A 24340-nucleotide genomic window follows, 5' to 3' on the forward strand; every position below is an offset into this window, starting at 1 on the left:
AATCTTGAGCGGAGACGCGCATGGACCTTTGTAAAGCACTGCCCAGCTACCGTTACAGCGCCTGTGCCATTTCGATCTGGCTGTGCATGGGTTGGTCCCTGCCTAGCCAGGCGGCTTGTACCCTGGTCCCTTCCACTGGCAACGACAACTTCGTGTGCGACAGCGGCAACAACGGGCCGCTGACCGATTTGACGGGAAACAACAACCTGGCCTTCCCCGCCAATGGCACCGGCACGATCACCGGCAATGTGACGTTCGGCGCCGGCAACGATACCCTGGACATGAATTCCGGCGTCATTACCGGGATTGTCCAACAGGGGGACGGCAGCGACAGCTTCACCATTGACGCCGGCCAGATCACCGGGGCGGTGAATCAGGGTAATGGCGTCGACACCGCCCTCATACGTGGCGGGACTATCCAGTCGCTGGCCCAGGGCGACAGTCGCGACGTCTTCCAGATGAGCGCAGGCATGATCATTGGCGCCTTCGAAGACGGTGACACCGCCAAAATGACAGGTGGCAGCATCGGCCGGGTCGATATGAAGCTCGATGACAATCTGTTCGACCTGTCTGGTGGCGAGATCCTCGGCAATCTGCTCACCGGGTTTGGGACTGACACCATCATCGTGTCCGGTGGCCGAATTGGCGGCAACATCAGTGTCAGCGGTGGCAATGACAGCATTACGGTGACTGGAGGCGAAATCGTCGGGGAGATCCGGGCCAGCGCGGGCAATGACAGCTTGACCTGGGATAGCGGTGGCATCATCCGTTCGGCGATCCTGATGGGAGATGGCGATGACCGGGCAACCCTGCGCAATCTCAGTGCCAGCAGCCTGGCCCAGACTCCGACCCTGGATGGGGGCAACGGCAGCGATCTGCTGACCTTCGATAACACCACCACCAGCGGCGTCGCTCGCTACATCAACTGGGAAACCGTCAACCTGAACAATAAGTCGCAACTGGACTTCGACGGCAACTTTGTCCTGGGTGACAGCACCACCGGTAGCGGTGTATTCAACATCGACAGCAGCAGTGTCGTGACCTCGGCCAAGGGTAGCCTCACGCCCATCTCCGCAGACCAGCGGGCGACGCTGAACAACGCCGGGATCATCGACCTTGGTAGCGGCAACAGTCGCACCAGCGACACCCTGACAGTACAGGGCAACTATGCGGGCAACGGCGGCCAGCTATGGCTACAAAGCCCGATGGGCGATGACAGATCCCCCAGTGACAAACTGGTGGTCAACAACGGTACCTTGTCTGGCACCACGTCCATTACCGTCAGCAACCTCGGCGGCACGGGGGCCGCCACCTTGCAAAACGGTATTCAAGTCGTCCAGGCCCAAGGCACGGCCATCAGCGACAGTGGCGCCTTTAGACTCAAAGCCCCGTTGTCGGTCGGCGCCTTTGATTATTACCTGTTCAAGGGGGGCGTCACTGCCGGGAGCGAAAACAGCTGGTACCTGCGTTCGTCCGTGGTTGCACCGCCATTGGTTGCAGCGCCAGTGCCCGATCCAGATCCGACGCCCAATCCCGATCCAACCGTGCCGCCCGTCCTGGTGCCGTTGGTGGCGTTACCGGTGGCGGCTGTTGGCACACCGCCCTTGCCGACCCCCGTTGCCGGTGCGGCGCCCGTTCCCCTGTACCGCCAGGAAGTCCCGGTCTGGTCAGTGTTGCCTCCGGCGGCCGCGCAGTTGGCCCTGACGGCACTCGGCACCTTCCATGATCGACAAGGTGATCAACGCCTGCTGAAAGAAACCGGCGCGTTTGGCGCAGGCTGGGGCCGGGTCTATGGGAAAAACATCGAGCAGACCTGGGCCGGCACTGTCACGCCACGGCTCGATGGCTCGCTGAACGGATTTCAGGTGGGCAACGACCTGTTCAGCTCGCAAACTTCCGGTGGGCAAACCCAGCGCACCGGTTTCTTCGTCGGCCATAGCCGCTTGAAGGGTGATGTCGACGGTTTCAACCAGGGTTTCCAGGACAAACGTGCCGGCAAGGTCGAATTGCAAGGCGATAGCCTCGGGCTTTACTGGACACTGACCGACCCCAAGGGTTGGTATCTCGATACGGTGGCGATGTACACCTGGCTCAACGGCGACAGTCACTCAGAGCGTGGCCTGAAAATCGATAATGATGGCGACGCCATGACCCTCTCCGTCGAGGCCGGCTACCCTGTTGCCGTAGCGAACAACTGGGTGGTCGAACCCCAGCTGCAAGTGATCAATCAAAAGGTTCACCTGAAGCGTCAGGACGACGGCATTTCAAAGCTGTCGTTCGATTCCGACGCCGCCTGGACCGGCCGTCTCGGCGCCCGGCTCAAGGGCCGATACGACGTCGCCGACCTGCCGCTGGAACCCTACCTGCGCGTGAACCTGTGGCACACCATGTCGGGAACCGACACGGTGACTTTCGACGACAGCACCGAGATCAAAACCCGCCAACGCTCCTCATCGGCGGATCTGGGTTTGGGTGCCATCCTGACACTTGCGCCCGCTGTCAGCATGTACGCCAATGCAGATTACAGCAGCAATATCGACAGCAATCCTTTGCGGGGAATGAGCGGTAACCTGGGAGTCAGGATGAGCTGGTAAGACTGAGCAAAGGCTCTAGCTCGAGAGTTTTTTGACGTTTTCACCAATAAACAAGCACTTAAGCATGCGTCGTAAATCAGTCACTTATATGATCTGAAATACCCCTACCACTAGTCGGCCATTTTCTTGACGCAATGCCGGGGGTCCTCTTGACTTCACGTTACTACCCCGGAATTACCATCAGGATCAATCCGATTACTACCCGTAAAAACGGGCGGGGGTCGGCTTGCCCTAATTCATTCGGTCGCCCCTCACTCGGGGTAGGAGAGACGCCACAGCGAGATACCGCATGCGATTGCAAGGTAGACCTCCATGAAAACTTCATTCACCCCTCAAGAGATCCGGATTAGTGTTTGCACCGTCTCCAGTACACTGCTGTTATGTTCATCCATGGAAGTGCAGGCTTCCCCTACAGAGGAAGAAACCACCCCCTGGTACCGCCAGGACGTCCCGTCGCTTTCTTTGTCTGCACCGACAACGTCCTATCCCGGCCACTTCAGCCCGATTGCCGATACGCGAAGCTCGAGCCTGACCGTCGAAGCGGCTGCGCCCGGGGCCTGGGATCAACTGTATGGACAGGCTTCACGCCAGGCGCAAACCGACGCCATGGCCCAGGGGTTTTCCATTGCCGGCTCTGGCGAACTGAAAAGCCCGGCGATCCTGACCCTGCAAAGCAATAGTGGCCATACCCAACGGGTCGGCCTGATCGGCGGCACCGCCGAGTTCCACGGCACCGGCAACGGTTTGCTGACCAATCGCGCACAATCAAACCCGCACACCGACACCCTCAACCTGCAAGGACAGAGCCTCGGCGCCTACTGGAGCCTGACCGGCCCACAAGGCTGGCACGTCGATCTGTCGGCCAGTGGTGGTCGGGTCAACGGTTTCAGTCGCAATGAACAAGGCGCGAGGCAAGCCACCGAAGGCAGCGCAGTGACCCTCTCGGTCGAAGGCGGATTCCCGATCGGCATCAGCGAGAACTGGGTGGTCGAACCCCAAGCGCAATTGATCAACCAGCGAATCACCCTGGACACGCCCTATTCGGGTTCGGGGAATGCATCCTCCAGCGACCTATCCTCCTGGAGCGGCCGGGTCGGTGCCAAGTTGAAAGGTAGTTACGACATCAACGGCCTGCCCGTCGAACCCTATGTGCGAACCAACTTGTGGCACACGGTGTACACCGGCAATACCGTCACCCTCGACCAGGTCGACAAGATCAGCAGCAGCCGAAACGCCTCGACGGTCGAACTGGGCTTGGGCCTGGTGGCCAGAATGACGCCGACCGTGAGCTTGTACGTCAGCGCCGACTACAGCAGTGATGTGGATGACAATGACTTGAATGGCTTGATCGGCAGCCTGGGCGTGCGGATGCGTTGGTGAATGAGCCTTCGGGGGCAAGCCTGATCACCGCGGGATCCGGCTTGCCCACGAAAGCGGCTCTGAATCAGCCCGCCGGCCTCAGCATCAGCACCGCCAACGGCGGCAGATTCAGCGCCAGCGACAGGGCCTGACCATGGCTCGGCGTTTGCTCGGCGGTCACCCCGCCACTGTTGCCATAGTTGGACCCGGCATAGATCGAAGAATCGCTGTTGAACATCTCGCTCCACTGCCCGGCAAACGGCACGCCCACCCGATAACCCTCACGTGGCACCGGCGTGAAGTTGGCGACCACCAGGATCGGCTGGCCGTCCTTGCTCCAGCGCATCCAGGCGTAGACACTGTTGATCGCATCGTCGCCGATCAGCCACTGGAAGCCTTGGGGCACGTCGTCCTGTTCATGCAGCGCCGGCTCCTCGCGATACAGCCGATTGAGGTCACTTACCAGCTTCTGCACGCCTTTGTGCTCGGAGTACTGCAACAGGTACCAATCGAGCTGCTGGTCGTGATTCCACTCGCGCCACTGGCCGAACTCGCAGCCCATGAACAACAGTTTCTTGCCCGGATGCGCCCACATGAAACTCAGGTAGGCCCGCAGGTTGGCGAATTTCTGCCAGCGGTCGCCGGGCATCTTGTCGATCAGCGAGTGCTTGCCGTGCACCACTTCATCGTGGGAAATCGGCAGGATGAATCGCTCCGACCAGGCGTACACCAGGCCGAAACTGAGTTCGTTGTGGTGATGGGCGCGGTACACCGGGTCCTGCTGAATGTAGTGCAGCGAATCGTGCATCCAGCCCATGTTCCACTTATAGGCGAAACCCAGGCCACCCTGCTGTGTGCTCTGGCTGACGCCGGGCCAGGCCGTAGACTCTTCGGCGATCACCAGCGCCCCGGGAGTTTCCAGTGCCACGACGTCATTGAGGTGACGCAGGAAGTCGATGGCCTCCAGGTTCTCACGACCGCCATGGCGGTTGGGCACCCACTCGCCAGCCTTGCGCGAGTAATCGCGGTACAGCATCGACGCCACCGCATCGACCCGCAGGCCATCGACGTGGAAATGCTTGAGCCAGTGCAGCGCTGACGCCAGCATGTAGCCGTGCACTTCGGTGCGGCCCAGGTTGTAGATCAGGGTGTCCCAGTCCTGGTGGAAGCCTTCCTGGGGATTACCGTATTCGTACAGCGCAGTGCCGTCGAACTGGGCCAGGCCATGGGTGTCGGTGGGGAAATGCGCCGGCACCCAGTCGAGGATCACGCCGATTCCCGCCACGTGACAATCGTTGACGAAGGCAGCGAATTCGTCGCCCGTTCCGTAGCGGGCGCTGGTGGCAAACTGCGAAAGCAACTGATAACCCCAGGAGCCACCGAACGGGTGTTCCATGATCGGCATCAGCTCAATGTGGGTAAAACCCAGCTCCTTGACGTACGGAATCAGCCGCTCAGCCAGTTCCGGCCAGGTGTATTGACGGGCCACTTCACCCAGATCGTCCAGCTCGCACTGCCAGGAACCGGCGTGCAGTTCGTAGATCGACAACGGCGCCGTCGGGCGCTGGCGCTCGCCACGCGACTGCATCCAGTCCTGATCCTGCCAGTCGATCCGTAAAGGTGGGGCGACCTTCGAGGCGGTGTCCGGTGGCAGGCTGGTGGCCAGCGCCATGGGGTCTGCCTTGAGCGGCAGGATGCCGTCCTTGCCGAGGATTTCGTACTTGTAGGCCTCCCCCGCTTGCAGGCGTGGAATAAACAGTTCCCAGACACCGGTGGGATGGCGCAGGCGCATGGGGTGGCGACGACCGTCCCAGACGTTGAAGTCACCCACCACCGACACCCGCCTGGCGTTCGGTGCCCACACGGCGAACCGCACGCCATCGACACCGTCCACGGTCTTCAACTGGGCGCCCAGGGCGCTGCTCAAGTCGCGGTGATTGCCTTCGGCGAACAGGTACAAATCCATGTCACCCAGCAATGGACCAAAACTGTAGGGATCTTCGGAAATTTGTTCGCCACCGGCCCAGCGGGTTCGCAACAAATATGGCTGTGCCCGTGGGAAATGCCCGACGAACAGCCCTGGGGTCTGGGTCGCTTCCAGATTGCCCAGCTCCTCCCCGGATTCCTTGGCCACCACCTGCACGCTCAAGGCGCCCGGTAGATAAGCGCGGATGAATTGTCCGCCGGCACCATCGCCGTGGGGGCCGAGAATGGCAAAGGGATCGCGATGCTCGGCACGCACCAGCGCATCGATATCCCGCGCCCTGGGTAGTAGCGCTTCACTGTGATGATGACCCTGTTCCTTGTTCGAGAAACTCATGACTACTCTCCACCAAGATCGGAAAAGGGTTTAAGCCCACTCAATAATCCATATAAACCGTGCAACGGCACGGGCAGCCAGCCAGGGCGGTTTTCCGCCTCGTAGGCCACTTCATACGCCGCCTTCTCCAGCCCGAACAATGCCAAGGCGGCATCTTCGCCATCCGGATCTTGCCACGCATGGCCAAGCGTAGCTGCCGCCAGCCGATAAGCGTGGATAAATGCCTGCCTCGCCTCACTCAAATAGCGATCGCCGACCCGCCGGCGAGCGTCCTGGGCATGGGCTGTGTTATCAACGTTATGTACGTTGATGGTCATGGCCGCCGCATAGTCGAAAGAGCGCAGTACACCACTGACATCCTTGTACGGGCTGTGCTTGCCCCGACGCTCCGGCAAAGGCCGCGCCGGTTCGCCTTCGAAGTCGATCAGGTACGCGTCACCCTTGATCACCAGCACCTGGCCGAGGTGCAAATCACCGTGTACGCGGATCCGCAGCCCACCCGCGGTCTTTTTGGCCAACTCCTGGACATGACTGAGAATGGCCTTTTTATGCTCCTGTAAACGGCTGACCAGGGTTTTGTCCGCAGGGTTCAGTTCATGTTGATGCTGCTTGAGCAATTTCAATGCATGCTCGATTTGTGCCACGACATCCTTGCCCGTCGCGGACGCATCCTTTTGCGTAGTGATCTGCGGATCAAAGTCAGGATTTTCGCTGGATACCGCCAGCACTTGGTGCATTTCACCCAGGCGCTGGCCAAGCATGGCGGCGAAATCCTTCAACTCGCCAAGCGCGTTGTAATGCTGTTCCTGCTCGGACATGGCGTCCGCGAGTTCGTCGCGCAACGCCCGCTCCAGATTGTTCTGGGTCCATTCCCAGGCATCGCCCTGATTACTCAAGTAGCCCTGGGCGATCATCAGCAGGTTATCCACGCCTGCCGCATCCCGACGCACCACAGCGCCCAGCAACGGCGAGATATTGCCGAAGCCTGCAGCGGTCAGATAGGCGCTCATTTCCAGTTCCGGGTGCACGCCCGACGCAACCTTGCGGATCAGTTTCAACACCAGGCTGTTGCCGACCACCACCGAACTGTTGGATTGCTCGGCGGACAGGTAGCGCACATCGGACTCTGCCGTCAGGCCCAGTTTGGCGAGCTCGGCGGTGGGTTCGAAACGGATTTCACCGCCATCGGAAGGCAACACCGTGCTGTTCTGCATGCCCTGCAATACCGCGCGGATAAAGCTTTCCAGGCTGAAGGCATCAGTGATCAAGCCAACCTGCGGGCCACGGCGCACCCGTGACAAGGCCAATTGCTGAGGCAATGCCGTGCCGACCTGGTCTTCGGCAATGAAACCAAACGGCAGTTGGTAGCGACTGGTCTGGCCGCCACCGGTGACTTCGATTTCACTCAACAACACAGGGTGCTGCGCATCGCCAAATCGCACACCGTAGGCCAGATTGACCTTTTCGATGGCCGCGTCCTTGCCGGCGAACCAGCGGCGGTTCTGCAGCCAGTTCGGCAGGATGCCCTGCTCCAGCGTGGTGCGTGAAGGCGCTTCGAGCAACTCTTCCATGCGCTTTTTCAGCACCAGCGTGGTGAAGTCCGGCAGGCTTTGCGCCGGTTCCACATGCCAGCTCGGCATCTGGTTCTCTGCGGCGAGACCGAACCAATAGAACCCATAGGGCGCCAGGGTCAGGAGGAAGCTCAATTGGCCGATGGGTGGAAACGCATTACCGCCAAGCATCTCCACAGGCACCATGCCCACGTAGGCCGACAGGTCCAGCTCCACGGCCTGGGCACTGCGCGAAACGTTGGCCACGCACAGGATGATTTCATGCTTGCCGTCAGGCCCGGTGTATTCGCGGGTATAGGCCAGCACCCGGCGATTGGTCGGCGAGAGCATTTTCAAGGTGCCGCGCCCGAACGCCTTGGACTGCTTGCGCACCGTCAACATGCGCCGGGTCCAGTTCAACAGCGAATGCGGGTCGCCGGCCTGGGTTTCGACATTGACCGACAGGTAGCCGTATTGCGGGTCCATGATCGGCGGCAGCACCAGGCTGGCCGGGTCGGCGCGGGAAAACCCGCCGTTGCGGTCGATCGACCACTGCATTGGCGTGCGCACACCGTCGCGATCGCCGAGGTAGATGTTGTCGCCCATGCCGATCTCGTCACCGTAGTACAAGGTCGGCGTGCCGGGCATCGACAGCAACAGGCTGTTGAGCAACTCCACGCGCCGGCGATCACGCTCCATCAACGGCGCCAGGCGCCGGCGAATCCCCAGGTTGATCCGCGCCCGTCGATCGGCCGCGTAGTAATTCCACAGGTAGTCACGCTCCTTGTCGGTGACCATCTCCAGGGTGAGCTCATCGTGGTTGCGCAGGAAAATCGCCCATTGGCAATTGGCCGGGATCTCCGGGGTCTGGCGCAAGATATCGGTGATCGGAAAACGGTCTTCCTGGGCCAGCGCCATGTACATGCGCGGCATCAACGGGAAGTGAAACGCCATGTGGCATTCGTCGCCGTTCAGGCCTTTTTTGTCGGTGTCACCGAAATACAGCTGCGTGTCTTCCGGCCATTGGTTGGCCTCGGCCAGCAGCATGCGGTCGGGGTAATTGGCATCGATTTCGGCACGGATCTTTTTGAGGACGTCGTGGGTTTCCGGCAGGTTCTCGTTGTTGGTGCCGTCGCGCTCGATCAGGTACGGGATCGCGTCGAGGCGCAATCCGTCGATGCCCATGTCCAGCCAGTAGCGCATGACCGACAGCACCGCTTTCATCACCTGGGGGTTATCGAAATTCAGATCGGGCTGGTGCGAATAGAAACGGTGCCAGAAGTATTGGCCGGCCACCGGGTCCCAGGTCCAGTTGGATTTTTCGGTGTCGAGAAAGATGATGCGGGTACCGTCGTACTTTTGATCGTCATCGGACCACACGTAGAAATCCCGCGCGGCCGAACCTTTCTTGGCCTTGCGAGCGCGCTGGAACCAGGCGTGCTGGTCCGAGGTGTGGTTGATGACCAGTTCGGTGATCACCCGCAGGCCACGTTTATGCGCCTCGGCAATGAACCGCTTGGCGTCGGCCATGGTGCCGTAGTCGCTGTGCACGCCACGATATTCGGCGATGTCATAACCATCGTCGCGACGCGGCGAAGGATAGAACGGCAACAGCCAGATAGTATTGACGCCCAGGTCGGCAATGTAGTCGAGCTTGGCGATCAGGCCCGGAAAATCGCCGATCCCGTCGTTATTGGAGTCGAAATAGGATTTGACGTGAACTTGATAGATGACCGCGTCCTTGTACCAGAGCGGGTCCTTGATAAAGGTGGCTGCCTTGGGTTTCTTCGCCATTTGAAACTCCTGTTGAATTCGAAAGAGCGCCCTGACGCGGATCGTTCCCACGCTCTGCGTGGGAATGCCTCAAGGGACGCTCTGCGTCCAGTGACGCGGAGCGTCACGGGCTGCTTTCCCACGCAGAGCGTGGGAACGATCGTGGGCTAGGGGGTAATTCGCCAGATGCCGAATGGCTGATACGCTGGATCGATGCGCATGAACTGGTACTTGCCGTGCCAGGTCCAGCGATGGCCGTTCATCAAGTCTTCGCCCTGGGTGCTGGCATCGTCCGACAAACCCATTTCCCACAGCGGCAACTCGAAATTCGCCTCCTGCACGTTGTGCGGATCGAGGTTGACCGCCACCAGGATGAAATTGCTGCCATCGGCGCTACGCTTGCCGAAATAGAGGATGTTGTCGTTCCAGGCGTTGTAGACCTTCAGGCCCAGGTGCGTGTGCAGCGCCGGGTTTTGCCGGCGGATACGATTGAGCTGGGCGATCTCGGCAATGATGTTGCCGGGGGCGTTGAAGTCCCTGGGTCGGATCTCGTACTTCTCGGAGTCGAGGTATTCTTCCTTGCCTGGAATCGCCGCGGACTCACACAATTCAAAGCCGGAGTACATGCCCCACAACCCCGAACCCATGGTTGCCAGGGCGGCGCGAATCAGAAAACCGGGGCGGCCGGATTCATGCAGGAATGCCGGGTTGATGTCCGGCGTATTGACGAAGAAATTCGGCCGGTAGCACTCGCGCCACGGCGACTCGTTGAGTTCGGTGAAATAGGTGGCCAGTTCCTGCTTGGTGTTGCGCCAGGTGAAGTAGGTGTAGCTCTGCGAATAACCAACCTTGCCCAGCCGCGCCATCATCGCCGGAGTGGTAAACGCCTCGGCGAGGAAGATCACGTCAGGGTACAGCGCCCGCACATCGGCGATCAGCCATTGCCAGAACGGCAAGGGCTTGGTGTGCGGATTGTCCACGCGAAACAACTTCACGCCCTCCAGCACCCAACCCACGACGATATCGCGCAACTCGACCCACAGGCTGGGAATCGCCTCGACGGCATAAAAGTCGACATTGACGATGTCCTGGTATTTTTTCGGTGGGTTCTCCGCGTACTTGATCGTGCCGTCCGGCCGCCAATTGAACCAGCCCGGATGTTGCTTCAGCCATGGATGATCCTGGGAACATTGAATGGCAAAATCGAGCGCAATTTCCAGACCATGATCAGCCGCAGCTGCCACCAGGCGACGGAAGTCTTCGCGGGTGCCCAACTGCGAATGAATCGCCTCGTGTCCGCCCTCCTCACTGCCAATGGCATAGGGGCTGCCTGGATCATCGGGGCCTGCGGTAAGGGAATTGTTCGGACCTTTGCGATAACTGCGACCGATCGGGTGGATCGGCGGGAAATACAACACGTCGAAGCCCATGTCCTGGATCATCGCCAGCCGCGAATGCACGTCATTGAAAGTGCCATGGCGCGCGGGATCGTCGGTGATCGAGCGCGGGAACAGTTCATACCAGCTGGCGAACTGCGCCAGCTCACGCTCCACATCGACCGGGTACTCCGGGCTCAGGCTCAGGTAGGCACGATGATTGGCCTGGGCCATCAAATCGGCGCTACGAGGGTGCAGAAACAGTGCAACCTGCTCGGTTTCGAGCAGCCCCGACAGTTCATGATGCAAGGCAGCCAATTGCTCACTCAATTGACCTTCGGTGCGTTCGGCGGCTTGCTGAACGTGAAGGCGACCTTCTTGCAGTTCCAGGCTGACAGGCACGCCGGCAGCGTGTTTTTTCTCCAATTCATAGCAAAAGCTGGCGAATTGATCGATCCAGGCCTCGATACAAAAAACGTGACGCCCCTGCGCCTGCACGCGAAACTGCCCCTGCCAGCCATTATTACCCAGCTCGGTCATGACCTCGCTATGCCAGGCCTCATCGCCATCGGCCTGCCAGCGTATCCGCACGGCCAGTTTGTCGTGACCGTCGGCAAAAACCTTGCTGGTCACCACCACATCCTGGCCTTCCACGGCCTTGACGGCGAACTGCCCGCCATCCAGGGTCGGCATGGTGTTTTCGATTACGATTCGCGGCAATAACAACGCCTGCGACAGTGGAATGTGCGGGTTGTAGCTCAACTCACCAGGTTTTTCAGCCGTCATCGAGCATCTCTCCTTACGCCCCAAGGACGCTCATGTCTGCGATTGTCATCCACATCGGTCAGTCCCTCACCGAATGAACTCACTTAGGTTCCGAGCGACGGGCGTCGGGAAAAGTTCATCGGCAATTGGCTGGAATCAAATCCTTTACACAGTGGTCAACCAACTTAAGCACGACTCACGCCATGTGCCACTGGAGGTATGAACAATGAACAATCCATTCCCGGCAGAAACACCCGATCCGAATATCGACAACCCGGTGATACCACCCAGCGATCCGCAGCCTGTACCTGAGCAGGACCCTCCGGGTAGCAATCCGCCACCTAGGGAAGAGCCGCCGACGACAATGCCACCGGTGATTGTGACCCCTGAATGAAGACAGTTGATCGGCCCCCCTGCCGCGCTGGGGGACCGATCGAAGGAATAGTCCGAATGACGTTTGCGGCGGACAGGTGACTTCGACCATAGCCAGCACGAACTTCCCGACTGTAGGAGCGAGCATGCTCGCGAAGATCGTGAACGATAACGCTGGTAGCCTGACACCCCGAGGCGATCTTGAGTTTTTCGCGGGCGTGCTCGCTCCTACAGCTGATCTTTGTCTTTCTCCAGCACCTTCACGATTCTAGGCATCACGCCAAGAATCACTAACGCCAGCAACGTACTCAGCACCGCCGTGGCTTCCCTTCCCAACCCCGCAGACACCCCGATCGCGGCGGTCATCCACAAACCGGCGGCGGTGGTCAGGCCTTTGACGTGGCCTTCGTCGCCTTCCTGGTTTTTCAGGATGGTGCCGGCGCCGAGGAAGCCGATCCCGGCGATCACGCCCTGGACGACCCGGCTCATGGCATCCGCCTGGGAACCGGACATTTGTGGCACCAGTACGAACAACGCCGCGCCCAGCGCCACCAGCATGTGGGTACGCACCCCCGCGGCCTTGCCCTTGTGCTCGCGTTCGAAACCGAGAATGCCGCCCAGTACCGCAGCCATCAACAGGCGCACAGTGATGCGGGTCAATTGCGAGGCATCGCCGATGTCGGCGAATTCGGCTTGCAGGGTTACCCAGACTTCATGCCACCAGGCGTTCATGGCGAATTCCCTTGTAGAGAGCCTTGCAATGGGGTCATGGAGGATGGACCGCGCCGACCATTAATCAGTTGCACAGAACGATGGTCGATGCCGAAAGCCTAATGTTTCATCCATCGTAAAAAGCCAGGATTACGCCATGACCGTACGCATTGACAACCAGACTTGTTTCTTTACCACCGCGAACGGCGAGGAAATTCGCCTGTGTCCCGATGTGACCATCATCACCGACGGGGAAAAAGCCATGTCGGCGGTCGATCTCGATGGCCAGCGCATCTACATCACCGAAGCAGAAGCGGACGCATTGACCGTAGCAGGTGCGGTCGATGGTCGCCGGCATTTGAAAGCGACCGACAGTGATTCGGTGATTTGACTGCCCTGGATCAATAAAGCCCGAAAACGTCTGGTATAGGTCTCCCGGCCCCGCTGCGCCAGCTGCTTCAACTTGTCGCAGGCGGGGGCACCGTACCCATCTGATCCGGTTTTTAAAGCAATACCTGAGTCTGTTATGCAAACAGATCGGCGCTCATAGTGCTCCTGCCTGATGGAGGCTGATGAGCGAAAGACCATGAGCGATAGAATCCCCGTCCGAACCCTGGAAAGCGCCCCCGTAGTCAAGACTTTCGAGCCCTCGCGTCCAAAGATGAAGGCCAAGTCCAGCGACAACCTGATCCACACCCGTAGTTTCACCGGCCTGTTCCGTTCCCTGCGCATCAGCGGCGCGGGTTTGCTGTTCCTGCTGTTCTTCGGCACCGTATGGCTGAACTGGGGTGGCCGCCAGGCGGTGCTCTGGGACCTTTGCGAAAGCAAATTCCACATTTTTGGCGCGACGTTCTGGCCACAGGATTTCATCCTGCTCTCGGCGCTGCTGATCATTGCCGCGTTCGGCCTGTTCGCGATCACAGTGTTCGCCGGCCGCGTATGGTGCGGCTACACCTGCCCGCAGAGCTCCTGGACCTGGATTTTCATGTGGTGCGAGAAGATCACCGAAGGAGAACGCAACCAGCGGATCAAACTGCAGGCGGCGCCCTGGGGACTGAACAAACTGCTGCGCCGCTCGGCGAAACACACCCTGTGGCTGGCCATCAGCCTGTTGACCGGCCTGACCTTCGTTGGCTACTTCACGCCGATCCGCCCGCTGGCCGAAGAGCTCCTGACCTGGCAAATGGGTGGCGTCAGCCTGTTCTGGGTGCTGTTCTTCACCGCTGCCACCTACATCAATGCAGGCTGGCTGCGTGAAGCGGTGTGCATGCACATGTGTCCGTATGCACGATTCCAGAGCGTGATGTTCGACAAGGATACCCTGACCATTTCCTACGACGTGGCCCGTGGCGAGCACCGTGGCCCAAGAAAGCGCGAGGTCAAGCCGGCCGAGGTCGGCCTGGGTGACTGCATCGATTGCCAGCTCTGCGTGCAGGTCTGCCCGACCGGCATCGACATTCGCGACGGCTTGCAGATGGAATGCATTGGTTGCGCGGCATGCATCGACGCCTGTGATTCGATCATGGACAAAATGGGCTACGATCGCGGGCTGATCAGCTATACCTCGGAGCACCAACTGCAAGGCGGCAAGACCCGCCTGTTGCGGCCACGATTGATTGGTTACACCGCCGTGTTGCTGGTGATGATCGGTGCGCTGGTCGTTGCGCTGATGGAACGGCCGATGGTGTCGCTGGACGTGAGCAAGGACCGTGGACTGTTCCGTGAGAACAGCCAGGGGCAGATCGAAAACATCTACAGCCTCAAGGTCATCAACAAGACCCAGCAACGCCAGGACTACCGCCTGACGCTGGTGAATGGCGATGGCTTCCAGCTGCAGGGCAAGACCGACTTGAGCCTGGCACCGGGTGAGATTGTTGATGTTCCCGTGTCGGTGGCGATGACCACGGAGCGGCCGGGCAGCAGTTCGCAAAGCATCGCCTTCAAGATCGTCGACAGCGATGAGCCGGGCATCTTCAGCGAGGCCAAGAGCCGGTTTGTTGCACCGATGAATCGTTAAGGCTTTAGACTGCGGTGCGCCATTCGCGAGCAGACGCCGCATCGTTCTTGTGGGAGCGAGCCTGCTCGCGAAGAAGTCACCTCGTCTTTTCTGAAAGACACCAATCCGGGCATACGATGAAACGCTACGAAAAATTCGCCGATGACATTGCTGAACTGATCCGCACCGGCGTTCTCGGGCCCGGCCAGCGTGTGCCGTCGGTGCGCTATGCCAGCCAGACCCATGGGGTAAGCCCGTCCACGGTGTTCCAGGCGTATTACTTGCTTGAGCGTCGCGGCCTGATTCGCGCCCGACCGCGCTCTGGATACTTCGTCAACGCCCATGCACCGCGGCCATTTTCCGAGCCTGGGATCAGCACCCAGGTCAATGAATCCACCGAAGTCGATGTCAGCGAACTGGTGTTCTCGGTCCTTGAATCAATCAAGGATCCGAACACCGTAGCCTTCGGCTCGGCATTCCCCAGCCCGACCCTGTTTCCGCTGCAGCGCCTGTCGCGCTCCCTGGCCAGCGCTGCCCGGGACATGGACCCGCGCATGGTGGTCACCGACATGTCGCCGGGCAACCCGCAATTGCGCCGACAAATTGCCCTGCGCTACATGGTGGGCGGCTTGATGCTGCCCATGGAAGAATTGCTGATCACCAACGGCGCGTTGGAAGCGCTGAACCTGTGCCTGCAAGCCGTGACACAACCCGGCGACCTGGTAGCCATCGAGGCCCCGGCGTTCTACGCCTGCCTGCAAGTGCTCGAACGCTTGAAACTCAAGGCCGTGGAAATCCCCGTGCACCCGCGCGACGGCATCGACCTCGGGGTGCTCGCGCAAACCCTGGAACGCCACCCGATCAAGGCCTGCTGGTGCATGACCAGTTTCCAGAACCCCATGGGCGCGACCATGCCCGAAGCGAAAAAGCGCGAACTGGTGGAATTGCTGCGCGTCCATCAAGTGCCGTTGATCGAGGACGATGTCTACGCCGAACTCTATTACGGTCAGCAAGCACCGAAACCGGCAAAGGCCTTTGATACCGAAGGACTGGTGATGCACTGTGGGTCTTTCGCCAAGAGCCTGGCCCCGGGTTACCGCATTGGCTGGGTCGCCGCCGGGCGGTATGCACAGAAGATCGAGCGGTTAAAACTCATGACCTCCCTTTGCGCTTCGATGCCTGCCCAGGCAGCCATTGCCGACTATCTGCAGCACGGGGGTTATGATCGGCATTTGCGCAGGTTGCGATATGCCCTGGAGGAACAGCAAAGCGCCATGCTGTCGGCCATCGCCCGCTATTTCCCGGCACAGACCCGCGTCAGTCAACCCGCTGGCGGCTACTTCCTCTGGCTGGAATTACCCGAGCAGATGGATTCTCTGAAGTTGTTCCAGATGGCGTTGGCGCAAGGGATCAGCATTGCGCCGGGACCGATTTTTTCGCCAACGCAGCGCTTCAGGAATTGTATTCGGCTGAATTATGGCAGCCCGTGGGATGAGGCTTCGGAGAAGGCGATGGAGACGCTGGGGCGGATTGTAAGATCCTTCTAAAAGCAAAGATCGCAGCCTGCGGCAGCTCCTACAAGGAAATGCAATCCCATGTAGGAGCTGCCGCAGGCTGCGATCTTTTGATCTTGATGTTTACCGGCCGCCGCCAAGGTCGACAAAGGTCCCGGTTGCATAGGACGCTTTATCCGACAACAACCACACAATCGCCTCCGCCACTTCATCCGGGCGCCCGCCACGGGCCATTGGAATTGCCGACTCCAGCTTGCTGACCCGATCCGGATCGCCGCTCAGGGCGTGAAAATCGGTGTAGATATAGCCCGGACGCACGGCGTTGACCCGAATTCCCTCGCCGGCCACTTCCTTGGACAGGCCAATGGTAAAGGTGTCGAGCGCACCCTTGGAGGCTGCGTAGTCGACGTATTCGTTGGGGGCGCCCAAACGCGCGGCGACCGAGGATACGTTGACAATGCTGCCGCCCTGCCCGCCGTGCTTGGGCGACATGCGCAAGATGGCGTGCTTGGCGCAGAGGACCGGCGCCAACACATTGGTCTTGAGAATTTTGAGGATGCGGAATTCGGACATCTCGTCGACCCGGGATTTTTGCCCCACGGTGCCGGCGTTATTCACCAGCGCGGTGACTCGACCCAGCTCGCTGTCCACCCGGTTGAACAAAGCGATGACTTCGTCTTCGATGCTGACGTCGGCGCGCACGGCGATGGCTTGGGCACCCAAGGCGCGGACCTGGTCCAGCACCGTTTGCGCCGCCTGCTCATCGGACTGGTAGTTGATGCAGATCCGATAACCTTGCCTGGCGGCCAACAGCGCAGTGGCGGCACCGATGCCGCGACTTCCACCGGTGATGACGATGACTTTGTCCATGCCCACTTCCCCCCTTCAAACCTATGCAGTCGGGGGGAAGAATAACCGTCATTTGCGGATTTTGCATGGCACCGTCATCGGTCCCGCCAGATCAGGCCAGTTCCAATTGCTCACTGCGGTGGATTTCCTTCATGAAGCGCTCGGCCGGCAACGGGTGCCCCAGCAAATAACCCTGCAGCGAATCGCAACCGAGTTGGGTCAGGAAGTCCTGCTGCGAGCCTGTTTCGACGCCTTCGGCGACGATCCGCAAGCCCAGTGCCTGGCCGAGGGCGACAATGGCTGAAACGATGGCGGCGTCGTCGCTGTCACGCTCCAGGTCACGGACGAAACCGCGGTCGATTTTCAGCTCGTTGGCCGGCAGGCGTTTGAGGTACATCAGGCTCGAATAGCCGGTACCGAAATCGTCGATGGACAAATCAACGCCCATATCCGACAGCTCCTGCAACACCGTCATGCTGGCATCGGCGTCGCTCATGGCCGTGGTTTCAGTGATCTCCAGGGTCAGGCTGTTGGCTGGCAAATGGTGGGTGGCCAGCGCCTTGGCGACGCTCTGCACCAGGCCCGCGTGGCAGAACTGCAACGCCGAGAGGTTAACCGCGATGCGCCAGTGGGTGTAGCCGAGCACATACCATTCGCGCATCTGGCGACAGGCTTCGTTGAGGACCCATTCGCCGATGGGAATGATCAGCCCGGTTTTCTCCGCCAGCTCGATGAATTTGTCCGGCAGCAGCATGCCCTGGGTCGGATGCTCCCAGCGCAGTAACGCTTCAGCACCCACCGGACGGCCATTGTGAGCGTCGAATTTGGGCTGGTAGTGCAGGCTGAACTCGTTCTGGTCCACGGCATTGCGCAGGTCTTGCAGCAATTGCAGCTGCTTGCGCGCGTTGCTGTTCATCGAGACATCGAAAAAACTGTAGCCGTTCTTTCCCGTCCCCTTGGCGTGATACATCGCCGCATCGGCATTCATCAGCAATTCGTGGGCAGTCTGGCCATTGCCCGGATACAGGGCGATGCCGACACTGGCGGATATCTGCAGATCATGCTCGGCCACCCGGAATGCCCGGGCGATCAAGCTCACTTGCCGGGCTGCGAGGCTCATCGCGTCATCCGGCTCGCTCAATTGAACGAGCAGCACGAACTCATCGCCGCCGATGCGTGCCAGGGTGTCCTGGCCACGCAGGTCTTCGCGCAGGCGCAAGCTGACTTCACGCAGCAACTGGTCGCCCATATGGTGACCGAAGGCGTCATTGACCGGCTTGAAGCCATCGAGATCGATGAACATCAGCGCCAGGCAACCACCCTCGTTGTCGACCCTGGAGATCCCCTGATCGATGCGGTCGGCCAGCAACATCCGATTCGGCAGACCGGTCAGGGTGTCGTGCAAGGCCAGTTGGGTCAGTTCGCGGTTGGCTTCGGTCAGCGACTGGGCAAGACTGGCGGTTCGGGCTTCCAGGCGCGCATCGAGGATCGAAGTCAGCAAGGCGATGCTCAATACCGCCAGGGTGGTGATCAGCACCAGGTTGTCGAGGCCGTTGCCGCTCAGGCCATTGGCCGCTGCACCGCAAAAACTGCCTGCGGGAAATTGCGCGGCAGCCATGCCGGTGTAGTGCATGCCGACAATGGCAATGCCCATGATTACTGCCGCGCCAGCGCGAATCAGGCGCACATTAGGCGCGTGCTGACGCAGGCGGAACGCAATCCATAGTGCTGCGCCGGAGGCGCCAACCGCTATGAGCAAAGAGGTGCTGAACAGCGTCGGGTCGTAATCGATTCCCGGCTGCATGCGCATGGCCGCCATGCCGGTGTAGTGCATGGCACTGATCCCGGCGCCCATGACCAGTGCACCGAACGCCAGCTGCCAGGCCGGTAATTGCGCCTGGCTGACCAGCCACAGGGCGAAGCCGCAGGACAGGATGCCGATCAACAGCGACAGCAAGGTGATGGAGAGGTCGTACCCCAGGTCGATGGGTAGCTTGAAGGCGAGCATGCCGATGAAATGCATCGACCATACGCCGATGCCCATGGCGAACGCACCGCCGGCCGTCCAGCAATGCACCGCCCGGCCGTTGGCCGTGGCAATACGCCCGGTCAGGTCCAGTGCAGTGTATGACGCGAGAATTGCCACGCAAAGCGAAATGATGACCAGCGTTGGGGAATAACTACCGATGAGCATGAGATGTCTCGCAATCACCCCCGTACTGCTTCCATTCTCGGAGGTGTAAATCCGAGGGATTGTACTGATTCCAAATGAGAACGCACTCAGAAAATTAGCAAAAGGCCAGCAAGGCGATGAAACGCTTGTTTTAAGGTTTTACATTAACTCCATCGGCACATGTTAATCCCTGTAGGAGCTGCCGCAGGCTGCGATCTTTTGATCTTGTTTTTGAAAAGCAACGTCAAAAGATCGCAGCCTGCGGCAGCTCCTACAGTGAGGGGCGGCGTCAGGGGTTATCAGTCACCTGAAGCTGGCCGTCCCAGCCGCCACCCAATGCCGCAATCAACTGCACGCTGGCGATCAGGCGGCTCTGCAACAGGTCCAGGTTACTGCGTTCATTGCTCAAAGCCGCGGCCTGGACCACCACTACATCCAGATAAGCGATCACCCCCGCCTTGTACTGGTTCTCGGTCAGTCGCAAGGACTCACGTGCTGCGTCCAACGCCTGTTGTCGCACCACGGCTTCGTCCTGCAGCACCTTGAGCTGGACCAGATAATTTTCCACCTCCCGGAAACCGTCGAGTACAGTCTGGCGATACTTGGCCACGGTTTCGTCATAGGCTGCTTCGCTACGGTCCACTTCCGCCGAACGCTGCCCGCCGTCGAACAGGGTCATTGCCAGTTGTGGGCCGACCGACCAGAACCGGTTCGGCAGGCTGAACAGGTCTTTCGACGTGCTGCTGCTGTAGCCACCGTTCAAACTCAGGGTCAGGTCCGGGTAATAGGCGGCCTTGGCCACGCCGATGTTGGCGTTGGCGGCGATGACCGAGCGTTCAGCCGAAGCAATGTCAGGCCGGCGTTCCAGCAGTTGCGAGGGCAGGCTCAGTGGCACCTCGGGCAAGGCCGGGATCGTTTGTGTTTCCGCCAGGCTGAATTCGGCCGGTGGTAAGCCGATCAATACGGCGATGGCGTTTTCCAACTGGGCGCGTTGCCAGACCAGATCGACCATGTCTGCCTCGGTGCCCTTGAGTTGCGTCTGGGCCTGGGCCACCGCGTCCTTGCCGGATACCCCGGCGCGGTATTGATTTTCGGTCATTTTCAGCGAACGGCGGTAGGCCGTGACGGTCGCTTCAAGCAAGCGTTTCTGCTCGTCGATCACCCGCAACTGCAGGTAGTTCTGCACCAGCTCCGACTGCTGGCTCAGGCGCATCGCCGCCAGGTCGGCAAAACTCGCTTGGGCATTGGCGGTGTCGGCTTCAAGACCACGGCGCAACTTGCCCCAGACATCGGCCTCCCAACTGACCCCGGCCTGGGCGGTGTAGGTGTCTCGAATACCGCTGGACGAACTGGTCAGGCTGGAACTGCTACTGCCGGTACCCTGGCTGGAGCGGTTTTTCCCCAGTGTCAGGTCCACCGTCGGAAAAAACGCGCCACGGGCGCTGCGTACCAAGGCCTGGGCCTGGCGGTACTGGGCTTCGGACTGGGCAACGGTCTGGTTGGCGCTGTTGAGCTTCTCGATCAAGCCATTGAGTTGCCGGTCGCCGTACAGCTCCCACCACGCACCGCGAGCCAGGGAATCGCTCGGGTTCGCCTGGCGCCAGCCGGCCGCTTCCTTGTACTGCGCAGGTTCTGCGGTTTGCGGGCGCTGGTAATCCGGGCCGATGGCGCAGGCACTGAGCATCGCGACGCACAGCGACAGGCTCAGCAACCGCGACCCTCGAGCGCTGATCAGCGGTGCAGCCAGGTTGAATAGCGAACGGTCAGTCATAGCGGAGTTTCCAAAGCAGCATCGGTACGCACCCCACGCCAGTGGTTGAAGCGATGGCGCAGTTTGTCGAGATAGAGGTAGACCACCGGGGTGGTGTAAAGGGTCAGCACCTGGCTGAAGATCAGCCCGCCGATGATGGTCAGGCCCAGCGGCTGGCGCATTTCCGCACCTTCCGCGCGGCTCAGCAACAGCGGCAAGGCGCCGAGGATCGCGGCAAGGGTAGTCATCAAAATCGGCCGCAAACGTTGCAGGCACGCGCTGCGAATCGACTCCAGCGGCGCCATGCCCTGATGCCGCTCGAGCTGCAACGCCAGGTCGATCATCAGGATGGCGTTCTTCTTCACCACGCCGATCAACAGGAACAGGCCGAGCAACGAGATCAGGCTGAACTCACCGCCCAGGGCGTAGATCGACAGCAACGCGCCGACTCCCGCCGAAGGCAAGGTGGACAGAATGGTCAGCGGATGAATGTAGCTCTCGTATAGCACGCCCAGCACCAGGTACACCGCCACCAGCGCGCCAAGGATCATCCACGGCTGGCTTTTCTGGGTCGCGGCGAAGGCATCGGCGGTGCCGGCCATTTTCGCGATGACGTCTTCCGGCAGGCCCACCAAAGCAATCGCTCGCTCGATGGCGGCACTGCCCTGCTCCACGGTCACGCCTTCGGCCATGTCGAAGGCGATGCTTTCCGAGGCGAACTGGCCTTCATGGCTAACCCGATCGTCTGCCAGGCTGTTCTCGTAATGGGCGATGGTCGACAGCGGAATCCGCGCGCCGTCCGCGGTGATCACCTGCACCTGTTTGAGCGTGATCGGGTCCTGGGCATACTTGGGATTGACCTCCATCACCACCTGATACTGGTTGAGGCTGTCGTAGATGGTCGAAATCTGCCGCTGGGCATAGGCGTTGTTGAGCACCGCCGTGACCATGGCCATGTCCACGCCCAGGCGCTTGGCCTGGTCGCGATCGACGATCAACTTCACCTGCTGGGCGCCCCGGCCTTCGCGGGCATCAATCGCGGTCAGTTCCGGTAGCGCCTTGAGCGCCGCCAGCACTTTTGGATACCACTCGCGCAGCGCGCCCAGGTCACCGCTTTGCAGGATGTAGGAATATTGCGACGAGGTCTGTTCGCGGCCACCGCCAAACTGCAGGTCCTGGTCGGCCATCAGCATCAGTTGCGCGCCGGCGACCTTGGGCATTTCCTTGCGCAGGCGTTCAATGACCTTCTGCGCGGAAAGGCTGCGCTCCTTGATGGGTTTGAGGCGCACCAGCATAAACGCGTTGTTGGTGCCGTTGCTCCCACCAATGAAACCGGCGACGCTTTCCACGGCTACGTCTTTGAGCACGGCGCGGCGGAACGTCTCCATTTTCGGTTGCATCACGCTGAACGACAAACCGTCATCGCCACGCACGAAACCGATCAGTTGGCCAGTGTCTTGCTGAGGAAGAAATACTTTAGGAACAACAACATAAAGCGCAATATTCACGCCAATTGTCACGAACAAACTGAGCAAGGTCAGGCGACGGTGGCGCAACACCCAGTCAAGGCTGGTGGCGTATTTGCCGACCATCCATTCGTTGGCCTGCTGACTCCAGCGCTGCAGGCGGTTTTCCTGGCCTGGCGTGTGCGGCTTGAGCCAACGGGCGCAGAGCATCGGTGTCAAGGTCAGCGAGACCACCAGCGATACCACGATCGCCGCCGCCAGGGTGATGGAGAACTCGCGGAACAGGCTCTCGATGATCCCGCCCATGAACAGGATCGACAGGAACACCGCCACCAGCGACACGTTCATCGATAGCAAGGTAAAGCCGACTTCCTGGGCGCCGAGGTACGCCGCCTTCATCGGTCGCACACCCGCGTCGATGTGCCGGGAGATGTTCTCCAGCACCACGATGGCGTCGTCCACCACCAGCCCGGTGGCCAGGATCAACGCCATCAGCGACAGGTTGTTAAGCGAGAAGCCATAGAGGTACATCACGGCAAAGGTGCCAACCAGCGATACCGGCACCGCCAGGGTCGGGATCAGCGAGGCGCGAAAGTTGCCGAGAAACAGGAACACCACCAGGATCACCAGCGCCACGGCGATCAGCAGGGTCATCTCCGCCTCGTGCAGCGTGGCCTTGATCACTGGCGAGCGGTCCATGGCCAGGTTCAGCTTGACGCTGGCCGGCAGAACGGCCTGCAACGCCGGCAACTGGGCCTTGATCTCATTGACCGTCTCGATGATGTTGGCACCGGCCTGGCGGTTGATCACCAGCAGTACCGCCGAATCGTCATTGAAGAAGCCGCTGTTGTAGCGATCCTCGACGCCGTCGCTGACCTTGGCCACATCCTTCAGGCGCAGGGCTGCGCCGTCCGCGTAGTGGATGATCAGCGACTCGTAGTCCTTGGCTTTTTCCAGCTGATCGTTGGCCTGTACCTGCCACAAACGTTGATCGTCTTCGACCGAACCCTTGGGCCGGCGCACGTTGGCATTGGCGATGGTGTTGCGCACATCGTCCAGGGCCACGCCGTACTGGTTGAGCGCCTGGGGCTCAAGTTCGATGCGCACCGCCGGCAGGGAGCTGCCGCCGATCTGCACTTCGCCAACGCCCTGCACCTGCGACAGGCTCTGGGACAGGATCGTCGAGGCCAGGTCGTAGAGCTGGCCTTTTTCCAGCACGTCGGAGGTCAGCGACAGCACCATGATCGGTGCCTGGGACGGGTTGACCTTCTTGTAGGTCGGCATGCTGCGCATCCCGCTGGGCAGCAGGTTGCGCGAGGCATTGATCGCCGCCTGCACTTCCCGCGCCGCGCCGTTGATGTCGCGGTCGAGGTCAAATTGCAGGATGACCCGGGTCGAACCCTGGCTGGAGCGGCTGCTCATGGTGTTGACCCCGGCGATGGCGCCGAAGGAACGTTCCAGCGGGGTCGCCACCGTCGAGGCCATGACCTCGGGGCTGGCGCCCGGCAAGCTGGCCTGCACCACAATCACCGGGAAGTCCATTTGCGGCAGCGGTGAGACCGGCAACAGCCCGAAACTTACGCCGCCCAGGAGCATAATGGCCAAGCTCAGCAGCATGGTTGCGACCGGGCGCTTGATGAAAGGTCCGGAGAGGTTCATTGACCCACCTCTGTGGGAGCGAGCCTGCTCGCGAAGAGGCCTGCACGTTCAACATCGAAGCTTACCGACCCACCGCTTTCGCGAGCAGGCTCGCTCCCACAGGTTGTGCATGC

At 60.4% G+C, this 24340-nt stretch carries 13 protein-coding genes; 5 read left to right on the forward strand and 8 right to left on the reverse strand.

Annotated features, from left to right (window positions below; genetic code table 11):
- The first annotated feature begins 20 nt into the window (after positions 1 to 20).
- Positions 21 to 2594: an autotransporter outer membrane beta-barrel domain-containing protein gene (locus CGA21_RS18425; protein WP_188264748.1), complete on the forward strand. Its 2574-nt coding sequence runs from the start codon at positions 21 to 23 to the stop codon at positions 2592 to 2594.
- Between the two features lie 312 nt (positions 2595 to 2906).
- Positions 2907 to 3974 carry an autotransporter outer membrane beta-barrel domain-containing protein gene (locus CGA21_RS18430; protein ID WP_188264749.1) on the forward strand — a complete coding sequence of 356 codons (1068 nt, stop codon included), beginning with the start codon at positions 2907 to 2909 and terminating at the stop codon, positions 3972 to 3974.
- Between the two features lie 64 nt (positions 3975 to 4038).
- On the opposite strand, the gene glgB is transcribed toward CGA21_RS18430, so the two are convergent.
- From glgB to CGA21_RS18450, 4 genes are all read right to left on the reverse strand, one after another.
- Complete coding sequence (gene glgB / locus CGA21_RS18435; protein WP_110752231.1) at positions 4039 to 6273, reverse strand: 1,4-alpha-glucan branching protein GlgB; 2235 nt, start codon at positions 6271 to 6273, stop codon at positions 4039 to 4041.
- Between the two features lie 2 nt (positions 6274 to 6275).
- Entirely contained in the window at positions 6276 to 9617 is a 3342-nt protein-coding gene (treS, locus tag CGA21_RS18440; RefSeq protein WP_188264750.1) for a maltose alpha-D-glucosyltransferase, read from the reverse strand.
- A 146-nt stretch (positions 9618 to 9763) separates the two neighbouring features.
- A complete protein-coding gene (locus CGA21_RS18445) occupies positions 9764 to 11758 on the reverse strand; it encodes an alpha-1,4-glucan--maltose-1-phosphate maltosyltransferase (protein ID WP_188264751.1) in 1995 nt (664 codons plus the stop codon).
- Positions 11759 to 12337: 579 nt separating this feature from the next.
- Complete coding sequence (locus CGA21_RS18450) at positions 12338 to 12841, reverse strand: MgtC/SapB family protein (protein WP_110752225.1); 504 nt, start codon at positions 12839 to 12841, stop codon at positions 12338 to 12340.
- A 136-nt stretch (positions 12842 to 12977) separates the two neighbouring features.
- Between CGA21_RS18450 and CGA21_RS18455 the strand changes: the two genes are divergently transcribed.
- From CGA21_RS18455 to mapR, 3 genes are all read left to right on the forward strand, one after another.
- On the forward strand, positions 12978 to 13211 hold the full coding sequence (locus CGA21_RS18455; protein ID WP_110752223.1) for a DUF3203 family protein: 234 nt from the start codon (positions 12978 to 12980) through the stop codon (positions 13209 to 13211).
- Between the two features lie 195 nt (positions 13212 to 13406).
- Entirely contained in the window at positions 13407 to 14837 is a 1431-nt protein-coding gene (ccoG, locus tag CGA21_RS18460) for a cytochrome c oxidase accessory protein CcoG (RefSeq protein ID WP_188264752.1), read from the forward strand.
- Between the two features lie 116 nt (positions 14838 to 14953).
- A complete protein-coding gene (mapR, locus tag CGA21_RS18465) occupies positions 14954 to 16363 on the forward strand; it encodes a GntR family transcriptional regulator MpaR (protein ID WP_110752218.1) in 1410 nt (469 codons plus the stop codon).
- Between the two features lie 90 nt (positions 16364 to 16453).
- Here mapR and CGA21_RS18470 read toward each other — a convergent pair whose 3' ends face one another.
- The 4 genes from CGA21_RS18470 to CGA21_RS18485 all read right to left on the reverse strand — a co-directional run bounded on the left by CGA21_RS18470 (position 16454) and on the right by CGA21_RS18485 (position 24227).
- Positions 16454 to 17200, reverse strand: a complete 747-nt coding sequence (locus tag CGA21_RS18470) for an SDR family oxidoreductase (protein ID WP_110752216.1) — start codon at positions 17198 to 17200, stop codon at positions 16454 to 16456.
- A 91-nt stretch (positions 17201 to 17291) separates the two neighbouring features.
- A complete protein-coding gene (locus CGA21_RS18475) occupies positions 17292 to 19373 on the reverse strand; it encodes a putative bifunctional diguanylate cyclase/phosphodiesterase (protein ID WP_110752214.1) in 2082 nt (693 codons plus the stop codon).
- Positions 19374 to 19641: 268 nt separating this feature from the next.
- Positions 19642 to 21123, reverse strand: coding sequence for an efflux transporter outer membrane subunit (locus tag CGA21_RS18480; RefSeq protein WP_188264753.1), 1482 nt, complete (start codon positions 21121 to 21123; stop codon positions 19642 to 19644).
- A complete protein-coding gene (locus CGA21_RS18485) occupies positions 21120 to 24227 on the reverse strand; it encodes an efflux RND transporter permease subunit (RefSeq protein ID WP_188264754.1) in 3108 nt (1035 codons plus the stop codon). Before CGA21_RS18485 ends, CGA21_RS18480 begins: the two co-directional genes overlap by 4 nt.
- Positions 24228 to 24340 lie beyond the last annotated feature (113 nt).

This window comes from Pseudomonas sp. PSB11 (assembly GCF_014596605.1).
GTDB classification, from domain to species: Bacteria; Pseudomonadota; Gammaproteobacteria; order Pseudomonadales; family Pseudomonadaceae; genus Aquipseudomonas; species Aquipseudomonas umsongensis.